Annotated in this window: 29 protein-coding genes; 14 read left to right on the forward strand and 15 right to left on the reverse strand. The window is 59.4% G+C overall.

The features are described from left to right. Window positions 1-143: 143 nt before the first annotated feature. Both J5Y17_RS11800 and J5Y17_RS11805 read left to right on the forward strand, forming a co-directional pair. Window positions 144-725, forward strand: coding sequence for a GcrA family cell cycle regulator (locus tag J5Y17_RS11800; protein WP_219785452.1), 582 nt, complete (start codon window positions 144-146; stop codon window positions 723-725). 230 nt (window positions 726-955) lie between these two features. Further along, window positions 956-1,531 carry a YceI family protein gene (locus J5Y17_RS11805; RefSeq protein ID WP_219785453.1) on the forward strand — a complete coding sequence of 192 codons (576 nt, stop codon included), beginning with the start codon at window positions 956-958 and terminating at the stop codon, window positions 1,529-1,531. Between the two features lie 71 nt (window positions 1,532-1,602). Here the strand turns inward: J5Y17_RS11805 and J5Y17_RS11810 are convergent, their stop codons facing one another. Next, complete coding sequence (locus J5Y17_RS11810; protein ID WP_219785454.1) at window positions 1,603-2,829, reverse strand: cytochrome b/b6 domain-containing protein; 1,227 nt, start codon at window positions 2,827-2,829, stop codon at window positions 1,603-1,605. Window positions 2,830-2,968: 139 nt separating this feature from the next. Here J5Y17_RS11810 and rimO point away from each other — a divergent pair, with 139 nt between their 5' ends. Both rimO and J5Y17_RS11820 read left to right on the forward strand, forming a co-directional pair. After that, on the forward strand, window positions 2,969-4,375 hold the full coding sequence (gene rimO / locus J5Y17_RS11815) for a 30S ribosomal protein S12 methylthiotransferase RimO (protein WP_219785455.1): 1,407 nt from the start codon (window positions 2,969-2,971) through the stop codon (window positions 4,373-4,375). A gap of 129 nt (window positions 4,376-4,504) precedes the next feature. Beyond that, window positions 4,505-5,170: a hypothetical protein gene (locus J5Y17_RS11820; protein ID WP_219785456.1), complete on the forward strand. Its 666-nt coding sequence runs from the start codon at window positions 4,505-4,507 to the stop codon at window positions 5,168-5,170. Window positions 5,171-5,362: 192 nt separating this feature from the next. Here the strand turns inward: J5Y17_RS11820 and J5Y17_RS11825 are convergent, their stop codons facing one another. Next, complete coding sequence (locus J5Y17_RS11825) at window positions 5,363-6,043, reverse strand: DUF2270 domain-containing protein (RefSeq protein ID WP_219785457.1); 681 nt, start codon at window positions 6,041-6,043, stop codon at window positions 5,363-5,365. 101 nt (window positions 6,044-6,144) lie between these two features. On the opposite strand from J5Y17_RS11825, the gene J5Y17_RS11830 reads away from it, so the two are divergent. After that, window positions 6,145-6,537 carry a rhodanese-like domain-containing protein gene (locus J5Y17_RS11830; RefSeq protein ID WP_219785458.1) on the forward strand — a complete coding sequence of 131 codons (393 nt, stop codon included), beginning with the start codon at window positions 6,145-6,147 and terminating at the stop codon, window positions 6,535-6,537. Between the two features lie 9 nt (window positions 6,538-6,546). Next, the gene (locus J5Y17_RS11835; RefSeq protein ID WP_219785459.1) at window positions 6,547-6,954 is read left to right on the forward strand and encodes a thiol-disulfide oxidoreductase DCC family protein; all 408 of its coding nucleotides are present in this window, start codon (window positions 6,547-6,549) and stop codon (window positions 6,952-6,954) included. Here the strand turns inward: J5Y17_RS11835 and J5Y17_RS11840 are convergent. Then, entirely contained in the window at window positions 6,936-7,286 is a 351-nt protein-coding gene (locus J5Y17_RS11840; protein ID WP_219785460.1) for a YigZ family protein, read from the reverse strand. The two genes, J5Y17_RS11835 and J5Y17_RS11840, sit on opposite strands and share 19 nt — an antisense overlap. 15 nt (window positions 7,287-7,301) lie before the next feature. Further along, complete coding sequence (locus tag J5Y17_RS11845) at window positions 7,302-7,664, reverse strand: diacylglycerol kinase (RefSeq protein ID WP_219785461.1); 363 nt, start codon at window positions 7,662-7,664, stop codon at window positions 7,302-7,304. A gap of 105 nt (window positions 7,665-7,769) precedes the next feature. Between J5Y17_RS11845 and J5Y17_RS11850 the strand changes: the two genes are divergently transcribed. Then, the gene (locus J5Y17_RS11850; protein WP_219785462.1) at window positions 7,770-8,309 is read left to right on the forward strand and encodes a DUF4405 domain-containing protein; all 540 of its coding nucleotides are present in this window, start codon (window positions 7,770-7,772) and stop codon (window positions 8,307-8,309) included. 54 nt (window positions 8,310-8,363) lie between these two features. Here J5Y17_RS11850 and J5Y17_RS11855 read toward each other — a convergent pair whose 3' ends face one another. The 6 genes from J5Y17_RS11855 to J5Y17_RS11880 form a co-directional block, all read right to left on the reverse strand. After that, window positions 8,364-8,651 (reverse strand): DUF6455 family protein, encoded by a 288-nt coding sequence (locus tag J5Y17_RS11855; protein WP_219785463.1) that lies wholly within the window; start codon window positions 8,649-8,651, stop codon window positions 8,364-8,366. A 28-nt stretch (window positions 8,652-8,679) separates the two neighbouring features. Further along, window positions 8,680-8,949, reverse strand: a complete 270-nt coding sequence (locus J5Y17_RS11860; protein WP_219785464.1) for a DUF6455 family protein — start codon at window positions 8,947-8,949, stop codon at window positions 8,680-8,682. Window positions 8,950-9,114: 165 nt separating this feature from the next. Continuing rightward, window positions 9,115-10,119, reverse strand: a complete 1,005-nt coding sequence (locus J5Y17_RS11865) for a Hint domain-containing protein (RefSeq protein WP_219785465.1) — start codon at window positions 10,117-10,119, stop codon at window positions 9,115-9,117. 152 nt (window positions 10,120-10,271) lie between these two features. Continuing rightward, the gene (locus J5Y17_RS11870) at window positions 10,272-10,946 is read right to left on the reverse strand and encodes a M48 family metalloprotease (RefSeq protein WP_255572058.1); all 675 of its coding nucleotides are present in this window, start codon (window positions 10,944-10,946) and stop codon (window positions 10,272-10,274) included. A 155-nt stretch (window positions 10,947-11,101) separates the two neighbouring features. After that, window positions 11,102-13,141, reverse strand: a complete 2,040-nt coding sequence (locus J5Y17_RS11875) for a TonB-dependent receptor domain-containing protein (protein WP_255572059.1) — start codon at window positions 13,139-13,141, stop codon at window positions 11,102-11,104. A gap of 30 nt (window positions 13,142-13,171) precedes the next feature. Further along, window positions 13,172-13,315, reverse strand: a complete 144-nt coding sequence (locus tag J5Y17_RS11880; protein WP_219785467.1) for a hypothetical protein — start codon at window positions 13,313-13,315, stop codon at window positions 13,172-13,174. A 161-nt stretch (window positions 13,316-13,476) separates the two neighbouring features. Between J5Y17_RS11880 and J5Y17_RS11885 the strand changes: the two genes are divergently transcribed. Continuing rightward, window positions 13,477-13,716 carry a hypothetical protein gene (locus J5Y17_RS11885; RefSeq protein WP_219785468.1) on the forward strand — a complete coding sequence of 80 codons (240 nt, stop codon included), beginning with the start codon at window positions 13,477-13,479 and terminating at the stop codon, window positions 13,714-13,716. A gap of 3 nt (window positions 13,717-13,719) precedes the next feature. Here the strand turns inward: J5Y17_RS11885 and J5Y17_RS11890 are convergent, their stop codons facing one another. Beyond that, a complete protein-coding gene (locus J5Y17_RS11890; RefSeq protein WP_219785469.1) occupies window positions 13,720-13,995 on the reverse strand; it encodes a DUF167 domain-containing protein in 276 nt (91 codons plus the stop codon). 81 nt (window positions 13,996-14,076) lie between these two features. On the opposite strand from J5Y17_RS11890, the gene J5Y17_RS11895 reads away from it, so the two are divergent. Both J5Y17_RS11895 and J5Y17_RS11900 read left to right on the forward strand, forming a co-directional pair. Then, window positions 14,077-14,655: a nitroreductase gene (locus J5Y17_RS11895; RefSeq protein WP_219785470.1), complete on the forward strand. Its 579-nt coding sequence runs from the start codon at window positions 14,077-14,079 to the stop codon at window positions 14,653-14,655. Next, window positions 14,655-15,383: an EI24 domain-containing protein gene (locus J5Y17_RS11900; RefSeq protein WP_219785471.1), complete on the forward strand. Its 729-nt coding sequence runs from the start codon at window positions 14,655-14,657 to the stop codon at window positions 15,381-15,383. Before J5Y17_RS11895 ends, J5Y17_RS11900 begins: the two co-directional genes overlap by 1 nt. On the opposite strand, the gene J5Y17_RS11905 is transcribed toward J5Y17_RS11900, so the two are convergent. Both J5Y17_RS11905 and mce read right to left on the reverse strand, forming a co-directional pair. Then, complete coding sequence (locus J5Y17_RS11905) at window positions 15,366-15,662, reverse strand: DUF1467 family protein (RefSeq protein WP_219785472.1); 297 nt, start codon at window positions 15,660-15,662, stop codon at window positions 15,366-15,368. The two genes, J5Y17_RS11900 and J5Y17_RS11905, sit on opposite strands and share 18 nt — an antisense overlap. A 1-nt stretch (window position 15,663) precedes the next feature. Then, complete coding sequence (mce, locus tag J5Y17_RS11910) at window positions 15,664-16,068, reverse strand: methylmalonyl-CoA epimerase (protein ID WP_219785473.1); 405 nt, start codon at window positions 16,066-16,068, stop codon at window positions 15,664-15,666. 189 nt (window positions 16,069-16,257) lie between these two features. Here mce and J5Y17_RS11915 point away from each other — a divergent pair, with 189 nt between their 5' ends. Next, window positions 16,258-16,977 (forward strand): response regulator, encoded by a 720-nt coding sequence (locus J5Y17_RS11915; RefSeq protein WP_219785474.1) that lies wholly within the window; start codon window positions 16,258-16,260, stop codon window positions 16,975-16,977. Window positions 16,978-17,060: 83 nt separating this feature from the next. Here the strand turns inward: J5Y17_RS11915 and aspS are convergent, their stop codons facing one another. Next, window positions 17,061-18,854: an aspartate--tRNA ligase gene (aspS, locus tag J5Y17_RS11920; RefSeq protein ID WP_219785475.1), complete on the reverse strand. Its 1,794-nt coding sequence runs from the start codon at window positions 18,852-18,854 to the stop codon at window positions 17,061-17,063. Between the two features lie 212 nt (window positions 18,855-19,066). Here aspS and J5Y17_RS11925 point away from each other — a divergent pair, with 212 nt between their 5' ends. From J5Y17_RS11925 to J5Y17_RS11935, 3 genes are all read left to right on the forward strand, one after another. Continuing rightward, window positions 19,067-20,371 (forward strand): glycosyltransferase family 87 protein, encoded by a 1,305-nt coding sequence (locus J5Y17_RS11925; RefSeq protein WP_219785476.1) that lies wholly within the window; start codon window positions 19,067-19,069, stop codon window positions 20,369-20,371. A gap of 132 nt (window positions 20,372-20,503) precedes the next feature. Next, window positions 20,504-23,863 carry a carbamoyl-phosphate synthase large subunit gene (gene carB, locus J5Y17_RS11930; protein WP_219785477.1) on the forward strand — a complete coding sequence of 1,120 codons (3,360 nt, stop codon included), beginning with the start codon at window positions 20,504-20,506 and terminating at the stop codon, window positions 23,861-23,863. Window positions 23,864-24,190: 327 nt separating this feature from the next. Further along, complete coding sequence (locus J5Y17_RS11935; RefSeq protein ID WP_219785478.1) at window positions 24,191-25,516, forward strand: DEAD/DEAH box helicase; 1,326 nt, start codon at window positions 24,191-24,193, stop codon at window positions 25,514-25,516. A 62-nt stretch (window positions 25,517-25,578) separates the two neighbouring features. On the opposite strand, the gene J5Y17_RS11940 is transcribed toward J5Y17_RS11935, so the two are convergent. After that, window positions 25,579-26,037, reverse strand: a complete 459-nt coding sequence (locus J5Y17_RS11940) for a hypothetical protein (RefSeq protein ID WP_219785479.1) — start codon at window positions 26,035-26,037, stop codon at window positions 25,579-25,581. Between the last annotated feature and the right edge of the window lie 124 nt (window positions 26,038-26,161).

Consider the following 26,161-nt stretch of genomic DNA (forward strand, 5'->3'; position numbering starts at 1 on the left):
AGCGTGGTGCTTAAAATAGGGGTTAGAAGAAATTCTCAAGCACGCCTTGCCAGACTTAGGCCAATTTGGACCGCAAATGTCTTGTGCAAGGGTGATCATGGTGCGGGCGCTGCCCGGATCAGCAGACAACCGAAGGAAACACGATGTCCTGGACCGATGAGCGCGTCGAACTGTTGAAGAAAATGTGGGGCGAGGGTCAATCCGCCTCCCAGATCGCCAAAGAGCTTGGCGGTGTGACGCGCAATGCGGTGATCGGCAAGGTGCACCGTCTGGGCCTGTCGAACCGCGCGGGATCGGGTGCTACCGCCAAACCCGCCGCAGCGCCCAAGGCAAAACCCGCCGCCGCTCCCAAACCCAAGACCGAGGCCAAGCCGAAACCCGCCGCGAAACCGGCGGAGGCCCCTGTTGCTGCCGAGGCCGCTCCGAAACCGGTAAGCCCGGCACGCCGCGCGATCATTCCGGCGGGTCAACCGCTGCCGCCGCAACCCTCGACCAATGAAATCCCCGCCGAAGCTCTGGCGAAGGTCAACGAGGTCGAGAAAAAGGCCAAGAAGCTGTCAGTGATGGAACTGACCGAGAAGACCTGTAAATGGCCGGTGGGCGACCCCGCGACCGAAGATTTCTGGTTCTGCGGTCTGCCGTCGCAAGCTGGCAAGCCCTATTGCGAGGCCCATGTGGGCGTAGCCTTCCAGCCCATGTCCTCGCGCCGCGATCGCCGCCGCTGATACGGTCACGAGCCAAATTGAAAAAGGCCGCCTTTCTGGAAAGATGGGCGGCCTTTTTCTATCGACCCTGCGCATAGTCGAACAGAATTCGCACAGTCTTGGCAATTTTTCGCAGAGACATGTTTACCCATGCACAAATTCTGTTTGGGACTGCGGAATATGAGACAGACAAGACAGTCGTTAGCTTTGTCGCATCTTCAAATCGCACTGCCAAAGAAAGCTTTGACAACATGAAAAAACTGCTTCTCTCCACCGCCGTTGTTCTGGGTGCCGCTGCTGCAGCCAATGCCGAGCCGGTGAAATACGTCCTCGACGCCTCGCACAGCCAGATCGTGTTCTCCTACGAGCACCTCGGTTACTCCACCACCACCGGCATGTTCTCCGGTTTCGACGGTGAGATCATGTTCGACGAAGCCGATCCGGCCGCATCCTCCGTCTCCGTGTCCTTCCCGACCGACAGCCTCTACACCGGCTGGGCCGAGCGGACCGCACACTTCCTGACCGGCGACTTCTTCGGCGCTGAAGAGAACCCGACAATTTCCTTCGTGTCCACAGGCATCGAAGTGACCGACGAAAACGAAGGCAAAATCACCGGCGATCTGACCATCAACGGCATCACCAAATCCGTCGTGATCGACGCCGAGCTGACCCAAAAAGCCGACCACCCGATGGCGAACAAGCCGTGGGTTGGTTTTGACGGCGAGTTGACCGTGCTGCGCTCCGACTTCGACATGGGCCAATTCGCTCCCTACGTCTCCGACGAGGTCGAGATCGAGATCTCCATCGAAGCCACCCCGGCCGAGTAAATCTCACGTTAGAAATAAGAAGGCCGCCGGAGCAATCCGGCGGCCTTTTTTTGTTTGGGTGAACCTCACCTTTACGACGGGTCGCTCTCGACGTCCTGCCGCGCCGCCGTCAGTTCGGTGGTGACCTCGACTCCGAAACCCACCGTGCCTTCGTCCTCATAGCCCGCGCCCATTTCGAATTCGCGGCGATCCAAGGTGGTGGTGCCGGACATCGTTGCGCGTGCACCTTCGAGCGTGAGATCGAAGCTCAGCGTCACCGGCACGGTTTTCCCGATAAGGGTCAGCGTTCCGACGGCCTCATGCGACGCGCCGTCAATTCGGGAAATGTCACCGGTGAAGATCGCGGTCGAATAGGCCTCTGTGTTGAAAAACTCCGGACCCTGCGCCTGTTGCGTCACGGTTCCGAGCGACAAAGAGGTGGTGTCGATCGTGACGGTCACCTCGCCCGTGCCCGTGTCTTCGTCATAGGCGATGGCGACGTTCCAGTTGGCAAAGCTGCCCTCGACCGGTGCGCCCATCTGGGTGACCGTGATCGTCAGATTGCCCTGCTCCACCGTCCAGGTGGGAAGTTCGGAGGCAAGCTCGACCTGCTCCATTTGCGTCACCGCAGCCGTTTCCGCATGGTCCTTCACGGGCAGCGCGAAAGGGAAGACCACAACCGCAAGCCACAGCACAGCAGCCAGACCGACCGGCAGGGCTGAAGCGTGGCTTTCGCCCCCGACACCGCCTGCGACACCGGCCTCCGTGCCCCGCAGCATTCGCGACAGCACACCGTCCTTTTCGATCACCGCATGTTTCAGCGCACCCAGAATATGCAGCGCCACGGTGAGATAAATCACCCATGCCGACAACCCATGCACCGCGCCCGCCATATGGGCCACATCCTCGGATTTCGGCACGAAGGGCAGGTTTTGGCCAAATGGCCAGAGGATCGGGGCAAAACCGGTCTCAGCCGAATGCATCACCCAGCCCGACAGCGGCATGATCAGGATCGCGCCGTAGAGCATCCAATGGATCGCCTCCGCCAGAACCGTCTCCGCCTTGCGTTCGGGATGCACAGGCACGGGCTTCGGTTGCGTGAACGCCCAGACAAAGCGCAGCACAGCAAGGCCGAGCACAACGACGCCGATGGTCTTGTGCACGGAATAGAGCGTCTGAAGCCGCGCGGCGGTGTCCGCCGTGCGCGGGGTATTTTCACCAATAAGGCCAAGCGCGATGTCCGCGAGGATCAAAAGAGCGATAGACCAATGGAAAAAGCGCGCGGCGGCGCCGTAACGGGTGGCTGTGTTGGAGAGCATGAGGCGACCTGAATTGTGCGTGTTTCAACGCACTATGCCCCAGTCTGGCTTTCATCACATCTCTACCCCCCGCACAGAGACTGTGCAGCCACACGAAAGCGGCTTTGCGTGCGCGCGCTTTCGGAGTATATCGCGCCTCATGAGCCAGAACCCGCCAAACCTCCGCCCCGACCTTGCCCCGAAGCCCCTGTTCGACGGCCCCCGTCGCGATGGCCAGCCGACCATCGGCATGGTCTCCTTGGGCTGTCCGAAAGCGCTTGTCGACAGTGAACGCATCCTGACGCGTCTGCGCGCCGAGGGCTATCAGATCAGCGCGGACTATTCCGGCGCCGATGCGGTGATCGTCAACACCTGTGGCTTTCTCGACAGCGCCAAGGCCGAAAGCCTTGAGGCCATTGGCGAGGCCTTGCAGGAAAACGGCAAGGTTCTGGTCACCGGCTGTTTGGGCGCTGACCCTGAATACATCACCGGCGTGCATCCAAAGGTTCTGGCCGTCACCGGCCCGCATCAATACGAACAAGTTCTGGACGCCGTCCACGCCGCCGTGCCGCCCTCCCCCGATCCCTTTGTGGACCTGTTGCCAGCGACCGGCGTGAGCCTCACGCCCCGGCATTTCAGCTATCTGAAAATCTCAGAGGGCTGCAACCACGCCTGCAAATTCTGCATCATCCCGGACATGCGTGGCAAATTGCAATCGCGCCCCGTCCACGCGGTGCTGCGCGAGGCGGAGAAACTGGTGGAGGCGGGCGTCAAGGAATTGCTCGTCATCTCGCAGGACACCTCTGCCTATGGGCTGGATCGCCGTTACGAGGCCTTCCCGTGGAAGGACCGTGAGGTCCGCAGCCACATCACCGATCTGGCCCGCGAGTTGGGCCAACTGGGCGCGGCGGACGACCTCTGGGTTCGGCTCCACTACGTCTACCCCTACCCCCATGTGCGCGAGCTGATTCCGCTCATGGCGGATGCGGGCAATGCGGTGCTGCCTTACCTCGACATCCCGTTCCAACACGCCCACCCGGACACGCTCAAACGCATGGCGCGGCCTGCGGCCTCGGCCAAGGTTTTGGACGAAATCGCCGCCTGGCGCGCGATGGCGCCGGACATCACGCTACGCTCCACGTTCATCGTCGGCTATCCGGGCGAGACGGAGGAAGAATTCCAATATCTCCTCGACTGGATGGACGAAGCGCAACTCGACCGTGTGGGATGTTTCCAATACGAAAACGTCGATGGCGCGCGGTCCAATGCGCTCCCCGATCACGTGCCCGCCGAGCTGAAACAAGAGCGCTGGGAACGGTTCATGGAGAAGGCGCAGGCGATTTCCGAGGCCAAACTCGAAGCCAAGGTCGGCACCATCCAGCAAGTCATCGTGGACGACATTGACGAAGACGGCATCGCCACCTGCCGCACCAAAGCGGATGCGCCAGAGATCGACGGGAACCTCTTTATTGATGAGGGGACCGAGGGGTTGTCCGTTGGGGATTTGGTGACGGTGGAGGTTGATGAGGCTGGGGAGTATGATTTGTGGGGGTTCATTCGGAAATAGAAAACAGTCTGGGGGACTGTTTTCCCGAATGAACGAGATTTGAGACGGTAGGAATTCAAATGCTCTCTTGGTTCAAATTTCTTCGGAATTTTTATTGGCTTTATTGCCGCGATGGGGCTGTTTTGGTTCTTGGGAGCGGATCTTAGCGAAGACCTCACTCGCTATGGCACCTACATTCTAACAGCTCTGGCGTCGTTGCTGGCATCTGCTGCGGCTTTTGCAACAGCAGTATGGAATTCGGAACGGCAGCGCGAAGCACGCCTGCGCGCCGCGCGCGCAGCGCTGCCTATGGCACTTACGCATCTGACTTCGGTTGCAAAATCAGGAATTCGCTACTCCCTCAAAGACAATGTCTTTCTGAACGACCCGGCAAATTTGGAGAAAGTGTCAAAAGCGTTAGAAATTCCCACTGAAGTTTTGGAGATTCTACGTGCCAATATTGAGAACTCAGATGAAAAGACAGGCCTATGGCTGTCTCTGACAATTTCACGTTATCAGGTCTATCGCTCAAGACTTCTGGGGATGATCGCTGATAGAGACATGCGTTCTACTGATGAGTATCGGGTAGATTACGCAGCGTGCTGGGCGCTTTACCACGCTGTAGTGGGGCACCTCTATCGCTTCGCGCGGGAAGGCGTACCGCCAGAAGACTATTTTGAACTAGATAGAGTTCACAGTCCAATGTTTGAGCGCGTAGGACACCCACTTGCAAAGCACATTCACGTTACGCTTCAAGAACGATTTGGTGACCCGAGCAAAAGAACGGCGGAAGCTTTAACATTTCGAGAGGACTAGCAACCCAGCGCCTGACCCTCGGGTGGGGGCTGAAAGCGCCCTCCCGTGGGGGAGGGTCGGGCGCTGAGCGATGCCTTGCATCGCTCGGGGTGCTCATTGGACAAGGCGTTTCACAAGCTCGAACAGGCCCGGCGCTCCGTTTCACTCCGCGCGTTCGCACGTTTTAACAGTCCCCCGGACTGTTAAAACGGCTCACCCCATCCCACTCGAATTGTTCCCCCGCTTGGCCGCTCGCCGTTTATCATCCCGCCAACTCATCACGGAAATAAGCCCCCACGTCCCCAAATACACCGCCCCCATCGCCAAGATCCAACCACCGTGCACCGGGCCGATGGCGGCGCGGGCGTAGAATTGTTCGAGGCTGGTGAGCGGTTCAGGGTGGACCAGAAGTTTGCCGACATAGGCGACCGACTGGATCAGCAATATCCAGAAGTAGTTCCGGCGGATGCGGCGGCCCATCGCGACGTGGAGGGGGACATGGTAGGCGGGATAGAGGTAGTCGTTGGCCAAGACCTTTTGCCAGTCGGTCTCGCAAGTCACGGCCTCGCGGTCCAGCATGGGCACGAAAAAATGCGTCTCCATCCACCGGCACCGCGCACGCCAGACGTTGAAATACCTATACCGCCGCGCCTCCAGCATCAGGAAAAAGATGATGAGAATGCCAACGAGCAACAGAGGCAGGGGCGAGGCATTGGGCGTTGCAAAGGCAATCGACAGGGCGATGCCAAGCGTCACCACCGCCCAGTTCGTCGTGGTATCAAGCCGCGTGCGCCAGAGTGTCGAGCGGTAGACTTCCCCCCGATAAAGATGAGAGAAGGCCGTAATCTCGGCGTCCGACAGCGCGGTATACGCTTTCGGGTGATGGTCTTGCATATCTCCTCCTCCGATCACTGTGCACGGGGGGTAAGGGGCTGGCAAGTCTCTTGACCTTCGCGCCGCCCCTGCTCACTGTCTCGCCCCAAAGGGAGGCCCATATGCTCAAGAATTACAAAGACCTGCTCGCCGCGGCCCATGAGGTGATCGAGACGATCCCGACCGAGGCCGCGATCAAGCTCATGAAGGATGAGGGCGTGCAGTTCGTGGACCTCCGTGACCGGCGGGAGTTGGAGCGCGAGGGACGTATCCCCGGCGCGTTTCATTGTCCGCGCGGGATGTTGGAATTCTGGATCGACCCGGAAAGCCCCTATTACAAGCCCACGTTTGGCGAGAACAAAAAGTTCGTCTTTTACTGCGCCTCGGCGTGGCGCTCGGCTTTGGCGACGAAAACCTGTATCGAAATGGGATTCACCAATGTGGCGCATGTCGCCGGCGGGTTTACGGCATGGAAAATGCACGGCGGGCCTGTCGAAGCGGTGGAGAAGCACTAACTTCTCCCTATGAGCAACGCACAGACAGAGCCGAAAACAAAAGTTCTCTACAACGCCCAATGCCCGGTCTGCTCCTTTGAAATCAACCATTACAAAGGCTACGCGGCGCGTTGTGCGCTGCCGATCCGGTTCGACGACCTTAACACGGAGGCAGACCGATGGGGCTTGGCGCCGGATGTGGCGGCGCAGAGGTTGTATGTTGAAAAAGACGGGCAGCTTTTGTCAGGCGTGCCCGCGTTTCGGGTGCTTTGGGCCGAGATGCCGCGTTATCGCTGGTTGGCGCAGGTGACGGGCTGGCCAGTGCTGCGGCCTCTGTCAGAGTTTGCCTATGACCGCGTGCTGGCCCCGCTCATATACGGGTGGCATACACGGCGGCAGGCCCGAACAAAGGCCCTCACTCAGAGCCGGTCCAAATAGTAGCGCACAGCGTCCTGCACATGACGAAAGCGGTCGCCGCCTAGGTGCTTGCCACCATACCACCGCGTCACCACGACGATCTGGCCGGTGACGCCCTCACGTTCAAGCATCCGCAGGATCACCATCCCCGCGCCGCTTTCGCCATCGTCGTTCTTCAAAGGCATGCCATCGGGAAGCAAAACACCCCAAGTGTTGTGGGTCGCTTTAGCGAATTTCTTTTTGCGACACAGCTCTTTGAGAAAGGCCTTGGCCTCTTCCTCGGATGCGCAGGGGCCGCCGGAGACCGCATATTTCGAGCCGCGGTCGGATATGATGCCGTCATAAATCTGCATGACGCGCTTATAGGCTCAGCCGATCAGAACCGCCAGCCATGCCACACCCGCCGCAATCGCCGTCACTGTGACAGCGGCCGAGCCCGCGTCCTTGGCGGATTTGGCCAGAGGATGTTCACGCTCAGAGATGTAATCGACCGCATCCTCGATGGCGGTGTTGAACAGCTCGGCAGCGAGGATCAAAAGGCCCAGCGCGATCACAAGAGCGCGCTCCAAAGCACTCAAATCAAGGACAAACGCCAAACAGGCAGCGATGAGATTGGCCCAAACCCAAGTGCGGAAGGAATGCTCGGAACGCCACGCATAGCAGAGGCCAGCCGCGCTCCAAACCATGCGCCGCTTCAGCCGTTTCGCGGTATAAATCGCTTTGTCTCTCATTTGTCTCCTCCCAGTCCGAGAATGGGCGAGGAAAATGCCGCTGGCAAGCGACGGAAGCGATGCGCGCGCACGTAAAAGAGCACAGAGACAAGAAAGGCTTTTACCATGTCCACGTTACGCAAATTCGCCACGCCGCTCACCATTGCCACATTCACCATTGTCGGCGTCACGGGCGTGCTTTGGTATTTTCATTTCATCACCTCCGCCGGGCGCTGGATGCATGAGATCATCGGGCTGGCGATGATGGTCGTGATTGTGTTGCACGTCGTGTTGAACTGGCGCGCGTTCAAGACCTATTTCAAACGCCCGCTGGCCATCGGGATCATCGCGTTGGGCGTCGTGCTGACGGTTGGCGCCTATCTGGTGCCGGATCAGACACAGGCCCGCGGTGGCCCGCCGCAATTCGCAGCATTCGCTAAATTCGCAGATGAGAACCTGACCACCTTGGGCCCGATCTTTGACACGTCGGGCGAGGTTTTGGTGACCCGGCTGCAAGACGCAGGCTATAGCGGCGCCTCGACAGAGAGCACCATCGCCGGTCTGGCGGGCGACAATGTGCGGGCACAGATGCAGGCATTTTCTGTGCTGGCCTCTGACGGAGCCTCTCTAGGCGGTCAGGGTCAGGGCGCTGCCGCACGCAACTAAGACAGCAAAAAGGGGCCTCTCGCGGCCCCTTCTTTTCTTCTGCGAGTGATAGACTTACTCTGCCGCAAGCTGGTTCTGCACGGCACGGACGTAGTTCAATTCCTGCGTATTCAGGCAATACTCCGGGGTCGCGTCTTGCGGTCCCTGATGCTCGAGCAGCCACAGGATACAGGCGTCATGCTGGGTGCATTGGCCACAGCGGGTTTCCATATTGGAAAGCTCCTGCGTCGAGATTTCACCGGATGCGGCGGCACGCACCACATCTGCGCCCAGCCGGTCAGCCATACCATGCATGAGGCAGGCGGTTCCCGGTTTCAAGCGCGGAAGGATGTCTGTCGTCATATCGTCCTCCATTAAAGCTCGCCGAGGCTCATTCCGCCGCGAGGCGTTCAAGCTCAGCTTTGTTGCGGCAGTAGCGCGTGGCAGAAAGCGCTGGGGCACCCATCTCGGCCTGCGCATCGAGAAACTTGACGCACATATCGGGCGCCGTGCAGCTCAGGCAACGATAGACGCGGTCAGTGGCCTCAACCTCCGAGACCTCCACCCCACGCTGGGCACGTTCTTCCAGATCGACACCCAAAGCGCCCGCCATACGTTCCACAAGGCGCGCGTGGGTTTCAAATGTCCCGAACTTGGTCATGACAGCCTCCGATGATATGCGTTTTTACATCCCGCAAGAAAAAGACCATGGAGGGGCATATGCCTCTTTGATCCTGATCAAACGCAGGACCTGAGGCGGGTTTCGGCGGCATTTGCACCGAAAACGCGAAAAATTAAGGCGTTGTTTACGGGATTTCCGAAATCCTTACGCCGCACGCCCGAAAAGAGCAGCCGCCCTGCCCCGAATCTCGGGACGCGCCAAAGGCACCGCGGCGGCCTCTCCGAACAGGCGTAGCACTGGAAAAATACGGAACAGCTCGTCGCGTGTGGACTCTTCCAGCACGCCCACGGCCGTTGCCCCCGGAAAGAAGCTCTCAGAAATCAAACCGCCGCTGTCCAAAAGCTCATGGCGATCAAACATCAGGTGCACATAGGTGACTTCGATTAAGTCACTTCGTTGGCGGATCGTCTCGCCGTTCACCAAACACCGCGCGGGGACCAAAGCCTCCTCAAGTGCCGCGTAAAGCTGGACAAGATACCCGGTGATAAGCACGCGGTGCTGCGGCGAGACCAAAACTGGGTGACGCGGCACATGACGGTCCAGCGCGCCGCGTAAAATTTCGATCGGCGCCAAATCCGGGGTACGCGTCAGGTCAATCTTCGAGGTGCCGACCCAGCGCACAGGTTGCAACCCGTGATCGGCGGTCCAAACCAGATCACCCACGGCAATGTCGTCGATAGGTCTCGCCCCAGCCGCCGTGCGCAAGACGGATCCGGCCGCGAAGCAAATCACCATCGCGTTCTCGACCTCTGAGACCTGCAGTTCGCCATCGTTGTTGCCGCTGCCGGGATCGGCGATCTCATCAGCCGAGGTATAGACCATCGTAGATCCATCCAACCCTGAGATGTCGAGGATATAGCCGTTCTGAAACAGAACATGTTCGTCGCCTGCGCCCATGTTCTGGTAATTGTTGTTATCGGGATTCAGCCCCTCCATGATCACATTGCCATCGGCATCGGTCAGCCGCCAAAACTGGCCATTGGTGAAGGTGTCCGACGGGTTTTGGTAGACCTCGAGGTAATAGATATCGTCCGAAGTCCCGAGCGGAGTGATGCCAGAGACAGTCAGCTCCAGATTGGGCGGGTTGGTGCCATTTAGCGAGGCGGAACCATAAGTGCCGATCATGTTACCAGTGATTTGGACCGCCATCTCGCACCATACCCTTTTGTCAAATTTCCCAAGCATGACGTAGGGTTAGCTTACATCGGACTCGGTTTTTTGAGGGGTACGGCACAATTCAGACGCAGGAAAGGCCACAGGGTGGCTCCTCACTCAATCGTGTGATCTGTCTGTGCAAATGTCTACAATTTCGCCATCGTGCGGCGCACGGTTTCGATCCGTTGGCCATTCGGCGGGTGAGACCCAAGGAACCTATCGCCGGGATCAGGAATGCGGGTGAAATAGGCGGCACCACGCAACGGGTCATAGCCCGAGTAGTAGGAAATCACCGTGCCGAGTTTGTCCGCCTCCAGCTCATAATCTTTGGAATACCGCCGCGCGCCCACTGTGGCGCCGATATCCTGTGCGCTTGAGACGGCATTGGCGTCGCCCCCGATCGCGGCGATCAGGACGCCGCCCAAAAGCGCACCGGTCATCGCCGTTTGTTGGGTCCGCGCGATATGGCCAGAGATGTGATGCGCCGCCTCGTGCCCCATGATAAAGGCCAGTTCGTCATCGTTTTGTACATCTTTCAAGAGCGCCGAAGTGAAGGTCAAAACCGGACGCCCCGATTTGTCCTGCGATTGCCAGGCATTGGAAGGCGCGCGCGGATCCGTTTCGACGACGATCTTGAAATCGCAATTCGCCCCTTGGGTGCGCGTGCGGCATTCCCGCTCGGCCACCGGCTCGACGCGGGCGACGATGCGGTTGAAATCGGCCACCGTCAGGCCCGGCCCCGTCGCCCGGCTCACGGGAGCAGCGGCGGGGGCACTCGGCACGGTTGTGGTTTCGACACAGCCCGCGAGGGTGAGTGCCATCAAAATGGAAAGGCCTGCACGATACATTACTCGGTCTCCGACACGCTTTTTCGCGAAAATAACCGCAAGCGTTACGGCTGACCAGTCACATCGCTGTGGCCTCCCTTTATGAGCGAAAAACCGGGGCATATCCCGCCCCGGCTCCCAGAGGTTCCTCAAAACCGCGTCGTCAAACCGATTTTAAACAGACGCCCGTTTTCGCGATAAGAGGTCTCATCAGCGGGCTGTTGATCAAACAGATTGTCGATGCCGAGGTTCAGAGTGGTCGCATCTGTCAGCTCATAGCCCAGCGCCACATCGACCAGAAAATACGGATCCTTGTTTTGCCCCGCAGGCACCGCGCGGGCCTCATCTGCGCTCAGCTCGTCTTCGGTCACATAGCCGATCTGTTTGCCGACATAGGTGATGTCGCCGGAAAGCGTCAGACGATCATTCGCCTGCCAGCTAGCCCCAGTGGTGACGTTCCATTTCGGTGTCGTGGCCATCGGGAAAGCATGATCGAGCTCTTCATATTTGAACTCGGATTTTGCCAGATAGGTAAACGAGCTGCTCCAGATCACATCTTCGGTCACATCCCAAGCGAATCCCCCCTCGATCCCCGCTGTTTTGCCGCTTTCGATATTGGTGCGCTCAAACACGTCATATCCGGTGTCCGGGTCGACTTCGCCGGTTTTGCGCGCGCCGATCATGTCGGAAATGTCGTTGTAAAACGCCGTCAGCTCCCAATTGACCACACCGCCCTGATAATTCAGCCCGATCTCGTAGTTATCAGAGGTTTCCGGTTCCAGATCCGGGTTGCCGTAGATGATGCAAGGCCCGGTGTAGGGTTTACAGCCATTGCCACGCGACGACATTTTGTAGTTCGGGTTGAGCGAGCGCAGATCAGGCGCCACAAAGGCCTGCGCATAGCCGGCCTTGAGCATCAAGCCACCGCCGAAATCGTAATTGGCATAAAGCCGCGGCGTGATGTGTTCGCCGTACTCCTCATGGTGATCGTAGCGCAGCCCGCCGGTCAGGGTCAGGGCGTCGGTGACATCATAGCGCCCTTCGGCATAGAGCGCGCCGGTCACCACATCGCCTTCGATCACGGCACCATCGCGGTTCGTCGCCGGATCGCTCAGCTTGTCTTTCGCAATCGTGCCGCCCAGCGTATAGCCAAAGGCTTTGCCCGCGAGGAAGGTCTCCGCCGCATAGCGGGTCTCAAATGTGGTGGTTTGATAGGTGATCGGATCGCCCCAGGCCGGATCGACCCAAGAGGCGTTGGACGAATCCTCGTAGCGCAGGTAGCTCGACAGGGTCCCCGCCCCGACCATCCACTCGTTGGTGATGGCATAGCCCTCGCGGTCGATCTTGTTGGTGTCATGTGCGCCCTCGGAGGCGAGGTATTTCTCCTGCCCCGTGGTGGACTCAAACCCCCATTCAACCGCCCCGTTGGGCCGCCATGTGAAGCGCGCACCAAATTCGCGGGCGTTCGAGCCGTCGGAGCCATAGGTGGTCTGTTCCGCGCCGGTGTCATCGGTCCAGACAAAGCCCTCAGGGGCGTCACGCTCGGAAAGTTTACTCCAAAGTTCAACATCCACCGTCTCGCTCAAGGCACCGCTGACGTAGCCGGAAATTTGCCGGCTGTCCGCCGTGGTCGCCGACTCTCCAAAGCCGAAATCGGTGGTGATCGAACCGCCCCAGACGCCGCTCGGTTCTTTGGTGATGATATTCACCACCCCGCCCATGGCGTCCGAGCCATAGAGCGTGGACATCGGCCCGCGCACCACTTCGATCCGCTCGATCGCATCCAGAGGCACGGCGTTCAGATCACCCTGATAATGGCGCGCAAAGCTTTTGCCGGTGCTGATGCGCTTGCCATCGACCAGCGTGAGCGTCCGGTTCGAGGAGATGCCGCGGAAGGAGACACTGGAAATCCCGTTATTGCCCCGTGTCAGGTTAAGCCCCGGCACACGCCGCAACAGATCGTTTAGATCGCGCGCGCCCTCCTGGGCGATTGTGTCCTGATCAATCACGGTGATCGAGGCAGGCGCATCCTGCACGGTGGTCTCAAGGCCAGAGGCGGTCGAGACGACGATCTCGTCGAGAATGATCAGGTCGTCCTGAGCCAGCGCCACACAAGGCAAAAAACTTAGGGCCGTGGTCATCAGGAAACCGCGCGACAGCGATGCGCGGCGGGGAGGAAGGGCGGACATGGTGCGTCTCCAAAAATGTTTCAAAGTGGATCACATCATCCGGGCGCCAGAAAGCTGGCCACGCATCACAGCGCGCCATGCGCGCAGGCGCGGCGCAGCAAACGACCAAGTGATCATGGGGTAAGACAGCCCAAGCGACGGAACCTGATCCCGGATGTGGATAGCTCGCGTCAACTGGCTGCCTCTCAAAACACAAAATCCACAGGGAGATGCAAGAGGATTAACTTATTATTTTAGTCGGAATATAAATTCATCCGATCAAGTTGCCTCAGGATCACAGCTCGTGACTACCGCAGCCTCTTGCTTTTGCTGTGCGGCGGGTGCAGCATCAAACCATGTTTACAATCGAACACGATTTTGACGCGACGGTCGTCACCATAGTGGATGAGGGCGAAGCCCCTCTTCTCGAGGATGTCATCATTTCGGCCTTTGCCGAATGCGTGACGGTCGAACAATACGACCCGCGCACAGACAGCACACAGAAAATCACTCTGTCGTTGCAACAGCTCCACGATCTCGGCGCAGCGCTTGATCTCCCCGAGGGCGCCTACCGGCTGTCGCCTGTGGAGGAGTAAGGTTCAGTCGAGCCGAAACACCTTGTCCCGCGAAGTCTCTCCTCGAATGAGTGTCAGCGTCGATTTCGCCTGCCCCATCGCCTTGGCTAGGAGCTTGATCACGTCTTTCGTCGCCTTGCCGCCTTCGGGCACCGTAGTCACGTAGACCCGCACCAGCCTCCCTTCGGGCCCCTCTTCGACCACCACCGCATTGCGCGAGGCCTTGGGCGTCACGCGCACCGACAGCATCCCGTCGATGACGGCGGCCTCAAGAGCTGCTTTCAATTCCACCTTATCCATGCCTCCCTTTACCATCTGCGCGGTTGAAAACACCGACAAAAACGCCGACATGTTGCAGGAACCGCAGATGAAAGGCCTCTCATGCCCGCTCCCAACCCCGCCGCGCTCGATTTTCTTTTGAACCGTCGGTCCCGTCCGGCCAAAACGCTCACAGCCCCCGTGCCGGATCGCGACACGCTCATGACGCTGTTGACCGCCGCCGCGCGCACGCCAGATCATGGCAAACTGGAGCCTTGGCGGTTCATCGTCTTGGAGAAAGCCGCGCTCACCCGGTTGGCGGACCGCATAGAGCCTTTGGCCGCAAAGCTCGGCATTGAGCCGGAGAAGGTTGAGAAGGCCAAGCGTCAATATGCCGACGCCGATCTCGCCGTGGCCGTGGTCTTTTCCCCGAAAGACAGCGAAAAAGTCCCGCACATCGAACAGCTTTACTCCACCGGAGCCGTGTGTCTGTCACTGTTGAACGCGGCACTGGCGGCAGGTTGGGGCGCAAATTGGTTGTCGGGATGGGCCTCGCATGACCGGTCGTTCTGCGAAGAGGGCTTGGGTCTGGCCGAGCATGAAAGCATCGCTGGATTTATCCATATCGGCACCGAAACCATCGCGCCGCCAGAACGTCCCCGCCCCGATCTCGACCAGATCATCGAATGGGTCTCCGCCTGATGTTCAGGGATTTTGCAAAGGCGCTTGGCCAGCTCAGTGACAAACGCTTTCAATCCGTGCTGTTCAAGGGCCTCGGCCTCACTGTGGCGCTTCTGATCGCGATCTATCTGGCCTTTGTCTGGATCATCGGCGTCTTCGTGCCCGACACATTCACCCTGCCCTTCATCGGCGAGATCACATGGGTCGACAACGCGCTTTCCATCGGCTCGTTCTTCCTGATGATCGGCCTCTCGGTCTTTCTTATGGTGCCGGTCGCCTCGGCCTTCACCGGCATTTTTCTCGAAGAGGTCTCGGAGGCAGTCGAGGATGTGCATTACCCGGGGTTGCCAGAAGTGCCGCGTCAGAGCCTGTCGGATATCATCATGGATTCCTTGGGCTTTCTGGGCGTGATCGTGGTGGCGAACCTGATCGCCCTCGTGCTTTACTTGCTCCTCAACATCGCCGCACCCGTGATCTTTTGGGCCTTGAACGGGTTCCTGTTGGGCCGCGAATATTTCCAGATGGTCGCGATGCGCCGTCTAGGCCGCGAGGGCGCGAAGGCCGCGCGCAAACGGCATATGCCGGAGATTTGGCTGGCGGGGGCCTTGATGGCCATCCCGCTCACCATACCTTTGGTCAACCTGTTGATCCCTGTTCTGGGGGCTGCGACCTTCACTCATATGTTCATGCGGCTCGAAGGCAACGCCGCGCGCGGAGCCGCCCCCTCCGGTTCAGCGGTCCGCAACTGACGGCAGCTTGGCGGTCCAGTCCAGATCCTGCCACGTGATCCAGCCCGAGGAAATGATCGCCACCAAGATGGCCCAGATCACCGTCGCAAACCCCGTGACCCAAAGCGCCTTGCGCTTCGGGTTGTAATTCGCGGGCGCCCCGTCATGGGTGCCATCCACCTTGTCGATGCCGTCCTCATGACGCAGATCTCCTTGGGTTTTGAGCCCGATCGGCAAGGCGACGAACATGGTCATGAACCATGTCACCGCGTAGAGCACGATGGCCGAGGTGATGCCCATCTCAGACCTGTTCCAGCTCGACCAGACAGCCGTTGAAATCTTTCGGATGCAGGAAAAGCACCGGCTTGCCGTGGGCACCGATTTTCGGCTCGCCCGTGCCAAGGACGCGCGCGCCCTCTTCTTTCAACTTGTCGCGGGCGGCGAGGATGTCGTCGACCTCGTAGCAAATATGGTGAATGCCACCCGCCGGGTTCTTGTCGAGGAAACCTTGGATCGGGGAGTCGTCCCCCAGAGGATAGAGCAGTTCGATCTTTGTGTTCGGCAGCTCGATGAAGACCACGGTCACGCCATGATCCGGCTCATCCTGCGGCGGGTTCACCTTGGCGCCCAGCGTGTTGGCATATTGCGCGGATGCGGCTTCGAGGTCCGGCACGGCAATGGCGACGTGATTCAGGCGACCGATCATATTTCTCTTCCTCCATGAAATATCCGCCCGTTTATCACCCGAGACCGGGCCTCTCGCAAGGCATTTGCCGCACCGATAACGCTCACAGTGCAATTCACGGTGCAACGGTTTCCCGAACAACGCTTTGGGTTAACCGCTCGTTCACCAGTTCTGCGGTTTACTCTGAATCGCACTGGATGGAGCTGAACAATGAGTGATGATCTTGAACGCCTGTTGACGATACAGGCCCCGACCGCGGAGCGCCCGCTCCTTGGGCTGACCGTTTTGGTTGTCGAGGACAGCCGATTTGCCTCGGAAGCGATGCGGCTTTTGTGCCTGCGCTCCGGCGCGCGCATCCGACGGGCCGACAGCCTGAGTTCTGCGCGCAAGCATCTGCGCGTTTATCGTCCCAATGTGGTGATCGTCGATCTCGGCCTGCCGGATGGCTCCGGCGCGGAACTGATCGACGAACTATCGCATGCCCGTCCTCGCGTCGATGTGGTGCTGGGCATGTCCGGCGACAGCGGCGCCGAAGCTCTGGCGATTGCGGCCGGCGCCGATGGGTTCATCGAAAAACCGATTTCTTCGCTTGGTGCATTTCAGGAATGCGTTCTCTCCTGCCTGCCCGACGGTGTCCGCCCCGAAGGCCTGCACGCGGTGAGTTCTGACGAGATCAACCCCGATCCCATCGCGCTTCAGGACGATTTCGTCCATATCGCCGATCTTTTAACCACGGAAGGCGGCGAGAACCTTTTGGATTACATCGCGCAGTTTCTCTCAGGCGTCGCACGCACGGCGGGCGATGCGGAGATGGAAGTGGCTGCCAAGGCGCTGGTCGCTCAGCGCGAACAGGGCTTGCCCTACGGCTCCGATGTGGCGCGGATCGCGGGGCTTGTGCAATCCCGGATCGAGCCGCGCAAGGTGATATAACCCTTTCGGCCCATCCAAAGAAAAAGGGCGCCGGAATGTTCCGCGCCCTTTTTTGATGTCTGGCTTAACCGTGCTGGTCCCTATCAGTCTTCCTGAGGAATGACCCGCAGGTTCAACTCGCGAAGCTGTTCGTTGGTCGGCTCCGAAGGCGCACCCATCATCAGGTCTTCGGCACGTTGGTTCATCGGGAAGAGCATCACTTCGCGGATGTTTTCCTGATCGGCGAGGATCATCACCGCGCGGTCGATACCAAGGGCACAACCACCGTGCGGCGGGGCGCCATATTGGAAGGCGTTGACCATACCGCCAAAGCGCTTCTCGACCTCATCCTTGCCATAGCCCGCCAGTTCAAATGCCTTGAACATGATCTCCGGCTTGTGGTTCCGGATCGCGCCGGACACCAACTCATAGCCGTTACACGCCAAGTCATACTGCCAACCCAGCACCTTGAGCGGATCGCCCATCAGTGCGTCCATCCCGCCCTGCGGCATGGAGAAGGGGTTGTGTTCGAAATCGATCTTGCCGGTCTCTTCGTCCTGCTCGTAGATCGGGAAATCGACGATCCAAGCGAATTTGAACGCATCGCGCCAGTTCTCGTCCTCCGGCGCTTTCGGGGTTTCTTCCCAGATCACGGTGCGGGCCTTGCCAGCCACACGCTCAAAGGACTTCGGCTTGCCCCCCAAGAAGAAGGCCGCATCGCCCACTTCAAGACCCAGCTGCTGACGGATCGCCTCAGTGCGTTCCGGCCCGATGTTTTTCGCCAGCGGACCCGCGGCTTCCATGCCATCGCCCTGATCGCGCCAGAAGATGTAACCCATCCCCGGCAGGCCCTCTTGTTGGGCGAATTTGTTCATCCGGTCGCAGAACTTGCGTGAGCCGCCTTTGGGCGCCGGAATAGCGCGCACTTCGTTGCCCTCTTGCTCAAGGAGCTTGGCGAAGATCGCAAAGCCAGAGCCACGGAAGTGCTCGGAGACGTCCTGCATTTTGATCGGGTTGCGAAGGTCCGGTTTGTCGGTGCCATACCACAGCGCGGAATCGCGATAGGAGATTTGCGGCCAATCGCGGTTCGACTTCCGGCCCTTGCCGAATTTGTCGAACATATCGGCGATCACCGGCTCCATCACGTCAAAGATGTCCTGTTGCGTGACAAAGGACATTTCCATGTCAAGCTGATAGAAGTCCGTCGGCGAGCGGTCAGCGCGCGGGTCTTCGTCGCGGAAGCACGGTGCGATCTGGAAATATTTGTCGAAACCAGAGACCATCAACAGCTGTTTGAACTGCTGCGGCGCCTGCGGCAGGGCGTAGAACTTGCCCGGGTGCAGACGGGACGGCACGAGGAAGTCACGCGCGCCTTCCGGCGAAGACGCCGTGATGATCGGCGTCTGGAATTCGTTGAAGCCATTGCCCCACATGCGCTGACGCAGGTCGGCGACGACTTGGGAGCGCATCACCATGTTCTTCTGCATCTGCTCGCGACGCAGGTCGAGGTAGCGGTATTTGAGACGGGTCTCTTCCGGGTATTCCTGATCGCCGAACACCATGAGCGGCAACTCGGCAGCCGCGCCCAGCACCTCGAGATCGCGCACAAAGACCTCGATCTCACCGGTCGGCAATTTCGGGTTCACCAGCTCCGGGTCACGCGCCTTCACGGTACCGTCGATACGAATACACCACTCGGAACGCACCTTTTCCATCTCGGAGAACACCGGGCTGTCCGGATCGCAAAGCACCTGCGTCATGCCATAGTGATCCCGCAAATCGACGAAAAGAATGCCGCCATGATCCCGGATGCGATGCACCCAGCCGGAGAGGCGTACGGTGTCGCCCACGTTGGAGTTGTTCAATTCGGCGCAGGTATGGCTGCGGTAGACATGCATGGATCGGATCCCTTTAGGAGATGTGGGCAATCGTTTCGAAAACGCTCGCGCTGATACACAAGGCCCAGAGCGGAAAGTCAAGCCTCCGCCGGGCCTGAGCCCTTGCGTGGCGCCACTGAATGACAGAAACTGCATAAAAAATTTAGTGAGTAGATTTGGGGACGCGCCGTGTCGCGATCTTTCATGCAGCAATCTGTTACGAGTAAAACAACATGACAAAACCGATCACCCGGTCCGAGTGGCTGTCCGTCGCCTGCCTGATCTTTGGTTTCTCCCTACTTTGCGTCACGATTTACGCCGAAGTGCCCTCCCCCGATTTTCTGGCGTCATGGATGGCGGGCAAAGCCTGGGTCGCGGGCGAGACCCATAACATCTACCCCCCGCTCGAGAACGGCATGTTCGACCTCTATGCGCCGCGAGACTGGTATGAGGCGCTGACCGTAGATGGCGAGACAGAAGAAGTCTTTCCGTTCATCTACCCACCCATCTGGGTCTTTCTCATGGGCAAGCTTAGCCAGATTGCCGACTATGAGACCATCCGCACCTTCGCCTCTTACATAAACCCAGTATTACTGGCCTCTTGCGCGCTCCTGGCGCTGCGCATCACGCGGCGCCCGACCCCAGTGATCCCGTCTCTTCTCATCGGCATGGTGTTCTTTTCACTCAGCGCCATCGGCCAGATCGCCCTGATGCAAAACCAGTTCCAAATTCTCGTCGCCTTTCTGACGCTTCTGAGCATCGAGCGAAGCCGAAACGGCCATGAGATTGCAGGAGGAGCAGCATTGGCTCTGGCAGCGGCGATCAAGCTTTATCCCGCGGTTTTCGTCATCCTGTTTCTGGCCGGCGGCCATCGGCGCACCGTGGTGTCCTTTGTCGGCTTCGGCCTCGCGCTTGGCCTTTTGTCCATCGCATTGACTGGCTGGCCGCTGCACGCGCTGTTCCTGCACACGGTCTCGACCATTTCCGGCACGGTTCTCGTGACGCCCGTCTCGTGGTCTTTCGACCCGATGATCGGACAGATGTTTTTCGAGGACACCCTGCGCGACCGGTCGATCCCGGACTGGACGGCGCTCTACGGCATCGACATGAAACCGGGCGAAGGCTTTTACTTCATGATCAAACCGGCACTTTGGAAAACCCTGTCGAGCCTTGCGGTTTTGGCCACCTTGGCCATCGGTGCCGTTCTCATTCGCCGCGCCGAACGTCATGGCGCGGACAGCGGCTGGGTCTGGCCCTTTGTCATGGGGCTCTTCGCGCTCGCCAATCCGCTAAGCTGGAGCTACCACTACATCGCCATCGCCGCCTTCGCCCCGCTCTTTGTTTTTCGTATCGGTCTCCTGCGCGGCGTGATCTGGTTTGCGCTCATCGCGATTCTCAGTTCGAATTTCGCGCCGGAGATGTCCTATTGGGTTCAGGACCGCCTGCGCTGGCCATTGGTGTCGTTTCAGATCTGGGGCACGCTGGTGATGACCGCTATGGTCGCCTCTTTCGGCTATTCCGTCTATCATCGACATTGAGCCAGACGGCTTGGGGCGTTTTTTGGAAATCCGCCCTTGCGCGCCAGCCCGTCATGACTATAACCCACGACAATTTGCGCGCGCCCTGCTCGGCACGCGTCGAAGCTGCTCAAACATATTCCGGGGTCTGCCATGCCGAAGAGAACCGATATTTCCTCCATCATGATCATTGGTGCGGGGCCGATCATCATCGGGCAAGCCTGTGAATTCGACTATTCAGGTGCGCAAGCCTGTAAGGCGCTCAAGGAAGAGGGCTACCGGGTCATTCTGGTGAACTCCAACCCCGCGACGATCATGACCGATCCTGACATGGCCGATGCGACCTATATCGAGCCGATCACGCCGGAAGTCGTTGCCAAGATCATCGAAAAAGAGCGCCCCGATGCGCTTTTGCCGACCATGGGCGGCCAGACCGGTCTCAACACCTCGCTGGCGCTCGCCGACATGGGCGTGTTGGAGAAATTCAACGTCGAACTGATCGGCGCGAAACGTGAAGCCATTGAAATGGCAGAAGATCGCAAGCTGTTCCGCGAGGCGATGGATCGTCTCGGCATCGAGAACCCGAAGGCCGACATTGTCGCCGCACCAAAGCTCGAGAGTGGCAAATACGACATCGGTGCGGGCATGAAGATCGCGATGGACTCGCTTGAGCACATCGGCCTTCCAGCGATCATCCGCCCCGCCTTTACGCTTGGCGGCACCGGTGGTGGCGTGGCCTACAACCGGGACGACTACGAGAAAATCTGTCGCTCGGGTCTCGAGGCCTCTCCGGTCGCTCAGATCCTCGTCGATGAATCGCTTCTGGGTTGGAAAGAATATGAGATGGAGGTGGTGCGCGACACCGCCGACAACGCCATCATCGTCTGTTCCATCGAGAACGTCGATCCGATGGGCGTCCACACCGGCGACTCGGTCACCGTGGCCCCGGCGCTCACGCTCACCGACAAAGAATATCAGATCATGCGGACGCATTCGATCAACGTGCTGCGTGAAATCGGCGTCGAAACCGGCGGCTCCAACGTGCAGTGGGCGGTGAACCCGGTCGATGGCCGTATGGTTGTCATTGAGATGAACCCGCGCGTGTCGCGCTCTTCCGCTCTGGCGTCGAAAGCCACCGGTTTCCCGATTGCGAAAATCGCCGCGAAACTGGCCGTGGGTTATACGCTCGACGAGCTGGACAACGACATCACCAAGGTGACGCCGGCCTCCTTCGAGCCGACCATCGACTATGTCGTCACCAAAATTCCGAAATTCGCCTTCGAGAAATTCCCGGGCTCCGAGCCGAACCTCACCACCGCGATGAAATCCGTGGGCGAGGTGATGGCGATTGGTCGGACTTTCCACGAGTCAATGCAAAAAGCGTTGTCCTCGATGGAATCGGGCCTCACCGGCTTTGACGAGATCGAGCTGCCGGAAATGCCGAAAGCCGCCGACATCGTGGAGGCCGACGGCTCCGCGACGACCCTGCCGCGCATCCTTTTGGGCGCCGACGAGGTCGCGCAGCAGAAGATCGACAAATCGGTCACCCGCGAGCTGGCAAAAGCCACGCCGGATCGTCTGCGCGTGATCGCCCAAGCCATGCGCTTTGGCTTCTCCGACGAGGAAATCCAAGAGATCAACAGCTTCGATCCGTGGTTCCTCGCTCGTATCCGCGAGATACTCGTGGCCGAGGCCGAGGTCAAACGCGATGGCCTGCCGGTCACCGAAGAAGGCCTGCGCAAGCTCAAGATGATGGGCTTCACCGACGCGCGTCTGGCGAAGCTGACAGGCCGCGACGAGGCCAATGTACGCCGTGCGCGTCGCAACCTCGGCGTCACCGCCGTGTTCAAACGCATCGACACCTGTGCCGCCGAATTCGAGGCGCAGACCCCCTATATGTATTCCACCTACGAGGCCCCGATGATGGGCGAAGTAGAATGCGAGGCGCGTCCTTCGGATCGCAAAAAAGTCGTCATTCTGGGCGGCGGTCCGAACCGGATCGGCCAAGGCATCGAGTTCGATTACTGCTGCTGTCATGCCTGTTTCTCGCTGACCGAACAGGGTTACGAGACGATCATGATCAACTGTAACCCGGAGACCGTGTCGACCGACTATGACACCTCCGATCGTCTCTATTTCGAGCCGCTGACCTTTGAGCACGTCATGGAAATCCTGCGTGTCGAACAGGAAAACGGCACGCTGCACGGCGTCATCGTTCAGTTCGGCGGTCAGACGCCGCTGAAACTCGCCAACGCGCTTGAGGCCGAAGGCATTCCGATCCTCGGCACCTCGCCCGACGCGATTGACCTTGCCGAAGACCGCGAGCGGTTCCAGGACCTCGTCAACCGTCTGGAGCTGAAACAACCGACCAACGGCATCGCCTCCACCGACGCGGAAGCCATTGAAATCGCGGCAGGCATCGGCTTCCCGCTGGTGATCCGCCCGTCCTACGTGTTGGGTGGTCGTGCGATGGAAATCGTCCGCGACATGGAGCAGCTCAAGCGCTACATCTCCTCGGCCGTGGTAGTCTCTGGCGACAGCCCGGTTTTGCTGGATCACTACCTGTCCGGCGCGACCGAGATCGACGTCGATGCGCTTTGCGATGGCGAAAAAGTCCACGTTGCGGGCATCATGCAGCACATCGAGGAAGCGGGCGTCCACTCCGGTGACAGCGCCTGCTCCCTGCCGCCCTACTCGCTCAAGCCCGAGATCATCGAAGAGCTGAAACGTCAGACCGAAGCGCTCGCCCTTGAGCTCAACGTTGTGGGTCTGATGAACGTGCAATTCGCGGTCAAGGACGACGTGATCTTCCTCATCGAAGTGAACCCGCGTGCGTCGCGCACCGTGCCGTTTGTCGCGAAGGCCGTGAACAGCCCAATCGCCTCCATCGCCGCGCGCGTCATGGCGGGCGAAAAGCTCGACACATTCGATCTGGTCGCGCCTGAGGGCACCGGTCGCTTTGCCGTAAAAGAGGCCGTCCTGCCCTTCGCCCGCTTCCCGGGTGTGGACACGATCCTCGGCCCGGAAATGCGTTCGACCGGCGAGGTCATGGGTGCAGACAAGAGCTTTGCGCGCGCTTTCCTCAAGGCACAGATGGGCGCCGGCACCGATCTGCCGCGCTCGGGCAAGGTCTTCCTGTCGGTGAAGAACTACGACAAGAAACCGAAGATGGTCGAAGCGATGCAAACGCTTGTGGATCTGGGCTTCGAGATCGTCGCAACTCGTGGCACTGCCAAGTTCCTCAAGGAACACGGCATCGAAAGCCAAGTGGTGAACAAGGTCTACGAGGGCCGTCCGAACATCGTCGACATGATGAAAAACGGTGAGATCGCCTTGGTGCTGAACACGACCGAAGGCCAGCAGGCGCTGGACGACAGCCGTGAAATTCGCTCCGTCGCGCTCTACGACAAGATCCCGTACTTCACCACCGCCGCAGCGTCCCATGCCGCCGCCATGGCGATCAAGGCCCGGTTGGAAGGCGAGATTGAGGTGCTGAGCCTTCAAGACGCCTGATCGCCGAAGCCTTAAAAGACTTAGGAAACGCCCCGCATTGACGGGGCGTTTTTTGTTGCAGCGCGGCAAATCCCTTGACTTCTGCCCCACTCTCCCCCATTTGAGCGACATTCCTACCCCGTGCTGCCGCGTGAGCAGCCGCGTTTGACGCGCCGGGTGGAATATCGGGCGACCAAGAGACGCCCAAAGGTTCCCAACATCACGCAAGGGGTCCGGCGGAAAGACGGGGTGGGCATATGGCGCGCTCCGGAGACCTTTTCCGCGACCAACCAAGTGCCTGCGAAAGCGGGCGCGTCTAGCGTGTGGGTTTCCCACCAAAGGACAGATATGACTGATTTCTCCATGCTCGGCCTCAAGCCGAAGCTGCTCGATGTTTTGAAAGAGATTGGCATCGACACCCCGACGCCCATCCAAGCTCGCGCCATTCCCGAAGTAATGCAGGGCCGCGATGTGATGGGGCTGGCACAGACCGGAACGGGCAAAACGCTCGCATTCGGGTTGCCGCTCATGCACATGTGTTACAGTGACGGCTCGAAACCCGCGCCGAAAACCGTGCGCGCACTGATCCTGGCGCCCACCCGCGAGTTGGTGAACCAGATCGCCGACGGCTTGTTCCCCTTCATCAAAGGCTCGCACCTCAAACTCAATCGCGTCGTTGGCGGCGTGTCGATCAATGCCCAGATCAACCGTCTGGAGCGCGGCACCGATATTCTCGTGGCCACGCCGGGCCGTTTGATGGACCTGATCGACCGCAAGGCGGTGCGTCTGGACGAGACCACGTTCCTTGTCTTGGACGAAGCCGACCAGATGCTCGACATGGGGTTCATCCATGCGCTCAGAAAACTGGTGCCGATGCTCGCGAAAGAGCGTCAGACCATGTTGTTCTCCGCCACGATGTCCAAGGACATGAACGAGATCGCGCAGAGCTACCTGACCTCGCCGGTGCGGATCGAAGTCTCCCCTCCGGGCAAAGCCGCCGACAAGATCGCGCAAGAGGTGCATTTCATCCCGCAGCCCGACAAATACGAGCTGTTGAAAGAGTTGCTATGCGACCATTCCGACGAATTGGCGCTGGTGTTCTCACGCACCAAACACGGTGCGGAGCGGATGGCGAAGAACCTTGTTCGCGACGGATTCGAAGCGGGCGCGATTCACGGCAACAAATCGCAAGGTCAGCGCGAGCGCACTCTGGCGGAAGCCAAATCCGGCAAGATCAAAGTGCTGGTCGCGACCGATGTGGCCGCACGCGGGATCGACATCCCGGCGGTGCGTCACGTCTACAACTACGAGCTTCCGAATGTGCCGGAGAACTTTGTGCACCGTATCGGGCGCACGGCGCGTGCAGGACGTGATGGCAAGGCTGTCGCCTTCTGTTCGCCGACCGAGCTTGATGAGTTCCGCGCCATCGAAAAGGTGATGAAAATCCGCATTCCTGTGGCGACCTCAGCCTCTTGGGCCGCCGATGGGATGAAGGCGGAGCCGAAACCCAAACCGCAAGGCGGTCGTCGTCGTGGCGGCGGTGGCGGTGGCCCGCGTGGCGCAAATGCGGGCGGCAAACCGCGCGCGAAACAGGGCGGCAATCCTGCCGGAAAACCCGCAGGGAAACCCGGTGGCGCGAAAGGCCGCCCCTCCCGGCAAAGACGCCGCGGCTAACGCAAAGACATAAAAAAGGCGGCCCCAGTGGCCGCCTTTTTTCATTCCAAGTCAATGCCCTATCAAGTGGCTTCCTGCTCAAGGTGCAATTTCATATTGATCAGCACCTGTTGCAATTCAAGCGTCTCTCGCAGCAAACGCTTAGCCTCGTTGTAGGTGATAATTCCGTCCTCGATCGCATCGGTGTATTCGGCCATCAGCATCGCGAACCGCTGAGAGAGCGCGACCACATCGGTGTTCACGCCGCCCTGTTTCGGATGCTCGTTGCGTGCCGCATCATAAGACAGCGCAATGCCCTTCAACTCCGCCAAAGCAGAGGTCACATGCGGATAGCCCGCAGCCGCCTCCAACTGGGCAACGGCATCGACCGGAATGAAGCGATCCGAATGCTCATCCGCCGTCGAATAATAGCGCCCCAGAGTCGCCTTGGACTTTCCGGTCAGCGCGCAGGCTGCTTCCAGCCCCACATCCTTGACCAGCGCTTCCGTATGTTTCTTCAGATAATTCCCAGCAGCATCCATTGTGCGTGTCTCAACCCCTTACGTCGTCCATCCCATGGGGAATTCCATAAACCATTTCCCATTAAATTCCCGATTTTCGCATGACATACAAGCATATACCTGCTGTTGCGGGGTTTAGAGAGTA

This window comes from Celeribacter sp. PS-C1, from assembly GCF_019429625.1.
Lineage (GTDB): Bacteria > Pseudomonadota > Alphaproteobacteria > Rhodobacterales > Rhodobacteraceae > Celeribacter.